Raw genomic sequence first — 6,000 nt, 5'->3', positions numbered from 1 at the left:
AGTGATACGCCCTAAATTGGCGTACCACTTTTTTCAGTTACTGGGTTTTGTCCCAGACCCTTTATACATATAGTTAGTTATTTTTATGAAACCTAAGCAAAAATCATGTAATAATGAGGTTACATTTGCCATAAAAGTAAGAATAAATAGCACTCTTCGCTACATTGTTACCCTTTTGTCTCAGAACACAGTCAATCAGAGGTCTGTCACATTTTGAACAACGGTTTGTTTTAAAAGCCCCATAACAATTATCATGAGTTCGGCAGCATCTGTCTACCCCATTAATTGGTTTACCACCACCGGTTTGATAGCCACAACCTTTACCGCACCATTTGTATCCTCCCGGCAAACAAAAATCGAATAAACCTTTAGGTTGAATTTTTTCTGCTGCTGTTCCAGGTACATATGATGTTTGATCTGGCAATAACTTATCTTCCGCAATAGCATCCTGGACTTCTTTTTCTAGCTGATTGGTATACGGTGTTTCCTCAGTGATTACAACATCGTTATCAACAAATCCATATTCTTTAAATAATACTTCTCCATTTTCTTTTGCTACTTTGTCACCCAATACAACTTCAACTTTCTCCCCTTCATAGATGCCTTCTGTAACTACAATATTAAATTTATTTTCAATAAATAATTTTGTAGTATTAGCAATGAAGATTTCATTTCCAGTGCCAACAAAATCATAAGAGTAAGATTGAATTTTGAGATCATCATATGTCACGTTTAAGTCCTTAGAAAACTCATCAAAAAGGGATTTTACCTTCTCTTTATTTAACGTTTTTTCCTTGACTTGACTTAATTCCATACCACTTAGGTACTTACCATTTAAAAAATTCATATATACATCCTCCTTAATAATATTTCAGGATCAATCCTGTTATTATTTAAAGAGGTTTATCTTATAAAATATCAAAATTAAAATTATTTTTATAAAAGATTTTGAAACGGTTTTTTCTTATTATTCGTTTATAAGGAAAGAGGAGGGAATATGAATTCAATTGAAGAATTATTCAAGCTGTATGCAAACGATGTTTATAGGTTCCTTTTAACAATGACAAGGGATGAACACATGGCAGAGGACCTTCTTCAAGATACGTTTTACAAAGCCTTCATTAATATGGATGCTTACAAAGAAGGTAATACAAAGGCTTGGCTATTTACCATTGCTAAAAATAAGTTTATTGATGATTTCAGAAAGAATAAACGAATAATAGTAACACCCGAAGTTTTCAAAGAGGATAACTCCGTGTCCTTGGTGTTAGAAGATATTATTGTAACTAATGATATTGTTGACGATATTACGGAAATTATAAATAACCTTCCCCTAAATCAGAGAAAAGCAATCATTTTAAAAGATTTTAGAGATTTAACCTATGAGGAAGGGGCGCAGATTATGGGAATCAAAACTGCAACCTTTAAGACCCTTGTTCATCGTGGGAGAAAAACCATTAGATTGAAGTATAAGACCTGCGGTGATATGTCAAAAGAAAAATAATTAATTATTTGATTATCAAGGTACAATTTATCTAAAAAAAGCAACACTAAACTAATCCAGTAAATTCATGTAAAATACTAGGAGTTTGAAAAGGAATTTAGAAGCTATTTATGCTTCATGTATAAACGCTCCTTTCGGGCGTATAAATTTGGTTTTTACGTAGTAGCGCATCCACCAAACGCACAAATTTTCTTGCGGTTAAGACGAGGGTTCTTTTGTGTTGATGCTTCGGGACTTCTTGATACTTTTTCGTGTAATACTCTTGTATTCAGGAATTTGCCTTCTTACCGAGTTGGGGGCTTCAACTAGATAATATCAGAGATACTGATTTCCATTACTCGATAATGATGTATCATCTGCTGTGAAACGACCTGATTGGTGCTTACGCCAATAAAGGCCTGCATATGGCAATCTTCGTTTCGTCTCCGAAACGTTCAATTTGTCCAATTTCAGCAATAATGCCGGCGGCAAATACTGAACCAATGCCAGGCACAGTTTGTAGTGTTTGCGGTACGCCTTTCATGATTCGCTCAATTGATTTATCAAGTTCTTTGATCTTTTTCAAATGTACGAATCAACGTAATAGAAGTGCCAAGTATCGTATCAATGGAATCTTCAACTACTTTGTCAAACGGTAGGAAGAACGAACAGCCTGTTTAATAGATTTCGCAACATATTCTGGATCAGGGAATCTATTTTTGCCTTTAGTCCGTAGATAATTAGCTAAGTCCTCTAAGGACATGTTGGATAACTCGTCCAAACTATAGTTTTCAAGGAAAAGATCCATCATCGCTTTTCCAAATATCGAAGACTCTACTTCTTCAGTGAACGTATTGCATTAATAGCTTAAATACTGAAGGAAACGCTACTTTTCCTGCGTGATTTGACGGACAATATTATAACGGGAACGTGTCAATTGTTGAAGAGCAACGTATTGTTCACCTTTCACAACCGACATCGGCAAACGATCAAAACGTAAATAATCGTCAATGACAAATGCATCAATTTCGTCTGTCTTATTCATATCGCTATAGCTTTTCTTGAAATTGGCTATCTGTTTAGGATTCATGACCAGCACTTGTCCGCCAAGTGCACGAATGGATTCGTCATTGTGTAAATACATAGATGGATGAAAGCTATAAACACTAGTCGATTCAAGACCGATACGTAATTCACTAACAGATTTACCTTGAACAACGTTCAAGATTTGATCTCTTAACAGGGTGGCACCAGGTAAATCATTGGAACAAAATCTTGGACGCTCTGGTATATCCCTAGTGTGAACGCCGATCAGCTTCCTTGTGTATGAGTACTATCCTTGCATCGATAGCAACCCTAAAGCTACTAACATTTAGGTTCGAACCTCAAGGTGTACAGCCTGCGTGTATGAAGGTCGAAGCGAACACTGGGAAACAGTCTTACAATGCGGTTAAGCCCGCAGGAGTGAAAAGAATTGTCTCAAATGATCCTAAGACCATTATCTAGGGACATCACGTAACGTCTAAGATATTTGATTTATTAAAGGTTAGCTAGTAAGGAAATAATGGGCGTAAAATAAACGCCTAAACATAATATACGAGGAGGGAGCTTCATGAACCGATTTAAAGATAAAGAGTTAACAGAAAAAAAACAGATGGATATTATTAAGGCATCTAAATTAAAAGCAAGGTGGAATACCATTCTAACGATTTTAACAATTATTTTAATTATTGTTCCGGCTACCTTTTTCTTGAGTGTTGCTTATTATAGTGTCAGCAGTAAGGCAAATAATGAAATTATTGCTGCGGAAACAATTTATTCATTAACAAGGCCGAATCTTCAAATTGGAGATATGGAAATGGAATCAGAAATCACACCATTTTTTGGATTACATCTATCTGCTCCATTATACAAACAAGTTGGGGGAGTAATATTCAATGCAGGCGATTATCATACAGAAATAACGCCCGGTAACAATCAAGATGTCACCGAGAAACTATTAATTAACGATATACCAATGTCTGCAATGGATCAGGAATACGTCTTTCAATATCCTAGTAATAATCCTTTACGGAATCATTTAACTCTAGGGTGGGAACAGCTGGAGAATGTATCAGAAGGAACTGTAAGTGAAGCGTACTTATCTTTAGATAAGGCTTATGCGTCGGAAGAAATTAAAGACTTGATAGCTGAATATGATATTGATTTAGTTTGGAATGCGGTAGACACTGGTGTAGAAAAAGAGATGGTAGATGAGGAGGGACGATTTGTTTCACCGATTGGCTATCCTGAAAATAATGAAGCACCGGCTAATTCTAATTTTGAATCTGAAGATAATCAAGAGCTTTTTATGGAACAGCTTCAATTTTTAGATCAACATGAAGCAATGGTAAATAGTATCCGACCAGATATATCTATGGCGGCACAGGAACGATTAAAATATTTAAAAGAAAATGATATAAGGATCTATGGGATTGTTGTAACAGGACCATCAAAGGAAATCTTAAAGATGGAACGACAAGAAGCATTTAAAGGTATCTATATCGGAGAAACAGAGAATTGGAATTGGAATAAGCGGGAGGGATATTAAATGATAACCAAAAATCGATTTTTCTATACAACGGGATATATATCAGTAGCAATGGGATTATTTAGTCTTTTGGTTATAAATATAAGTATATTGTACAATAACTTTTTCTTCTTATATTTTATACCGCAAGGGATAGGAATTCTAACGGGAATTGTAGGGAGTTTTGACAAGCAAAGCAAAGTCTACGGCCTATGGGGAATTGCTTTGAACGCCTCTACGTTATTGTATATATTAGTTGTTATGATTCTAGGAACAACAATTAACCCTCAGCCTTAATACCCTAGCTTGCTAAATATTTCAAGAGAGAAACGTACTTCTTAATGGAGTGCGTTTTTTTCTTGAAACATGATAAAAAATATTTTTCATTTTGATAATTTAAAAGCTGGCTCCTCTTTAGACAATAACAAGTAAATATTCATGGTGGTATAGCCAAGATGGAAAGGCGAAGGTCTGCAAAACCTTTATACATCGGTTCGATTCCGATTACCACCTTAAAACTATTAGCTCTTATTCAAAAAATGAATAAGAGTTTTTATATAGATAAAAAAACTTGCAAATGATAAAATAAGAACATACGTTCTTTTTTATAAATGATATACTTTTTTCTCTTTATTTAATAGGGGGTAATTATATGGACAAAACAGAATTGATAAAAAGATGCAAATCTAAAATGAATCAACCTATTGTTAATAATTTTTTGAAAGATAAAAAGAATTATGCTCTTTTTCAGAAAGCACTAAATAATTCCCAAGATAAGGACAATGTAAAGAAACTAGATGATGCATTCCGAAATTATTATAAATCAGTAAAAGTTTTAAGCTATATATCGAAATTAATTTATTTTTATTCTATTGACTATGACAAAAAAATAAGTAGCTACAAAAATAAAGAAGTTTATGCTCCCGATACAGAATCAAATTCCAATGATCAGCAAGATGGTCAACAGCTATTGGAGGTTTATTTTTCCTCTCAAAAAGATTTAACATTTGCTGATTTTCAGCAACACCAAACTTTTTTGGACCAAATAGAGGATGAAGGCCTTTATCAAAGTCTTAAATCACTAAAAGAAATTCAGTTAAGGATTTTAGAACTAATTTATGTGCATGGACTAAATAATAAAGAGGTTGCATCTGCGTTAGATAAATCTGAACAAACAATTTCATATAACCATAAAACAGCGCTGAAAAAATTAAAAAGTCATATAAGTTAGATGATTTATTTTCACTAATTTTATAAGTACAGTGAAAGGAATGATACTTCATTATGGATAACCAGAGCTTATTGTCAGCTTTAGAGGAAGGAAACTTATTAAGAATTATTTCATTTTTTGAGCCATCAATTAGAAAAAACTTACGAAATACTCCCTATCAAGAAAGGTCGGACTTGGAACAAGAAATAACCATAAAGATTTTAGAAAAAATAGAAAAGCTACAATTGCTAGAGGTTCCTACATTTTTTGAGTTTATTGATTGTGGCGATGGATAAATATTTTTAGAGAGGAAGGTTTGCTGATGGAAAACGACTATGCTGCATTAATTAATATATTGGGTAATTTTGGTTTTCCTGTCATGATAACAATTTATTTATTTGTGCGATTTGAAAAGAAAATAGAAAACTTAGCTTCGGTTATTTCAGAACTGAAAAATGCAGTCAAAGAGCTAAAAAAGTGAGGGATAAGTAATGGATAATTCTAAATTATTTGAGTGCTATTGTAAATCTAGGGAGGTACAAGCCTCATTTACAAAATGTTTAGTCGAAAACGAACTTACACCTGAAGAGGAAAAAATGTTAGTTAATGCAATTACTGATCAACTAAAAATTTCTAATAATATAAAGCATTATATTTGTAACATTAAGTGAACATTACTTGTAAGGCGATACTCTAGAAATAAGCGAGCTTCTTAATATTAAGAAGCCCGCTTATTTC

7 protein-coding genes, 1 tRNA gene and 1 pseudogene are annotated in these 6,000 nt (G+C 33.5%); 7 read left to right on the top strand and 2 right to left on the bottom strand.

The genetic code is table 11. The features are described from left to right. Window positions 1-103: 103 nt before the first annotated feature. Window positions 104-847, bottom strand: coding sequence for a phospholipase A2 family protein (locus JUJ52_RS15990; protein ID WP_228089042.1), 744 nt, complete (start codon window positions 845-847; stop codon window positions 104-106). A gap of 150 nt (window positions 848-997) precedes the next feature. On the opposite strand from JUJ52_RS15990, the gene JUJ52_RS15985 reads away from it, so the two are divergent. Then, window positions 998-1,504: an RNA polymerase sigma factor gene (locus JUJ52_RS15985; RefSeq protein ID WP_228089041.1), complete on the top strand. Its 507-nt coding sequence runs from the start codon at window positions 998-1,000 to the stop codon at window positions 1,502-1,504. 115 nt (window positions 1,505-1,619) lie between these two features. On the opposite strand, the pseudogene JUJ52_RS15980 reads toward JUJ52_RS15985, so the two are convergent. Further along, window positions 1,620-2,750: pseudogene (locus JUJ52_RS15980) on the bottom strand (IS110 family RNA-guided transposase); the annotation flags it as partial. Window positions 2,751-3,095: 345 nt separating this feature from the next. Here JUJ52_RS15980 and JUJ52_RS15975 point away from each other — a divergent pair. From JUJ52_RS15975 to JUJ52_RS15950, 6 genes are all read left to right on the top strand, one after another. After that, window positions 3,096-4,073: an anti-sigma factor C-terminal domain-containing protein gene (locus tag JUJ52_RS15975; protein WP_228089040.1), complete on the top strand. Its 978-nt coding sequence runs from the start codon at window positions 3,096-3,098 to the stop codon at window positions 4,071-4,073. Further along, a complete protein-coding gene (locus JUJ52_RS15970; protein WP_228089039.1) occupies window positions 4,074-4,349 on the top strand; it encodes a hypothetical protein in 276 nt (91 codons plus the stop codon). A gap of 143 nt (window positions 4,350-4,492) precedes the next feature. After that, window positions 4,493-4,565: transfer RNA gene (locus JUJ52_RS15965), tRNA-Cys, on the top strand. A gap of 139 nt (window positions 4,566-4,704) precedes the next feature. After that, the gene (locus tag JUJ52_RS15960) at window positions 4,705-5,283 is read left to right on the top strand and encodes a sigma-70 family RNA polymerase sigma factor (RefSeq protein WP_228089038.1); all 579 of its coding nucleotides are present in this window, start codon (window positions 4,705-4,707) and stop codon (window positions 5,281-5,283) included. A 53-nt stretch (window positions 5,284-5,336) separates the two neighbouring features. After that, window positions 5,337-5,558, top strand: a complete 222-nt coding sequence (locus JUJ52_RS15955) for a helix-turn-helix domain-containing protein (protein WP_228089037.1) — start codon at window positions 5,337-5,339, stop codon at window positions 5,556-5,558. Between the two features lie 26 nt (window positions 5,559-5,584). Further along, window positions 5,585-5,743, top strand: coding sequence for a YvrJ family protein (locus tag JUJ52_RS15950; protein WP_228089036.1), 159 nt, complete (start codon window positions 5,585-5,587; stop codon window positions 5,741-5,743). Window positions 5,744-6,000: the final 257 nt, after the last annotated feature.

The sequence above is a fragment of the Virgibacillus sp. AGTR genome (assembly GCF_016919725.2).
GTDB classification, from domain to species: domain Bacteria; phylum Bacillota; class Bacilli; order Bacillales; family Amphibacillaceae; genus Virgibacillus; species Virgibacillus salarius.
Note: the sequence above shows the minus strand (reverse complement) of the source record. Positions and strands in the feature narration are given on the sequence as shown.

Coding starts and splice junctions, on each gene's coding strand:
- JUJ52_RS15985 (WP_228089041.1), top strand. CDS start 998: ATGAATTCAATTGAAGAATTATTCAAGCTGTATGCAAACGATGTTTAT.
- JUJ52_RS15955 (WP_228089037.1), top strand. CDS start 5,337: ATGGATAACCAGAGCTTATTGTCAGCTTTAGAGGAAGGAAACTTATTA.
- JUJ52_RS15990 (WP_228089042.1), bottom strand. CDS start 847: ATGAATTTTTTAAATGGTAAGTACCTAAGTGGTATGGAATTAAGTCAA.
- JUJ52_RS15950 (WP_228089036.1), top strand. CDS start 5,585: ATGGAAAACGACTATGCTGCATTAATTAATATATTGGGTAATTTTGGT.
- JUJ52_RS15970 (WP_228089039.1), top strand. CDS start 4,074: ATGATAACCAAAAATCGATTTTTCTATACAACGGGATATATATCAGTA.
- JUJ52_RS15975 (WP_228089040.1), top strand. CDS start 3,096: ATGAACCGATTTAAAGATAAAGAGTTAACAGAAAAAAAACAGATGGAT.
- JUJ52_RS15960 (WP_228089038.1), top strand. CDS start 4,705: ATGGACAAAACAGAATTGATAAAAAGATGCAAATCTAAAATGAATCAA.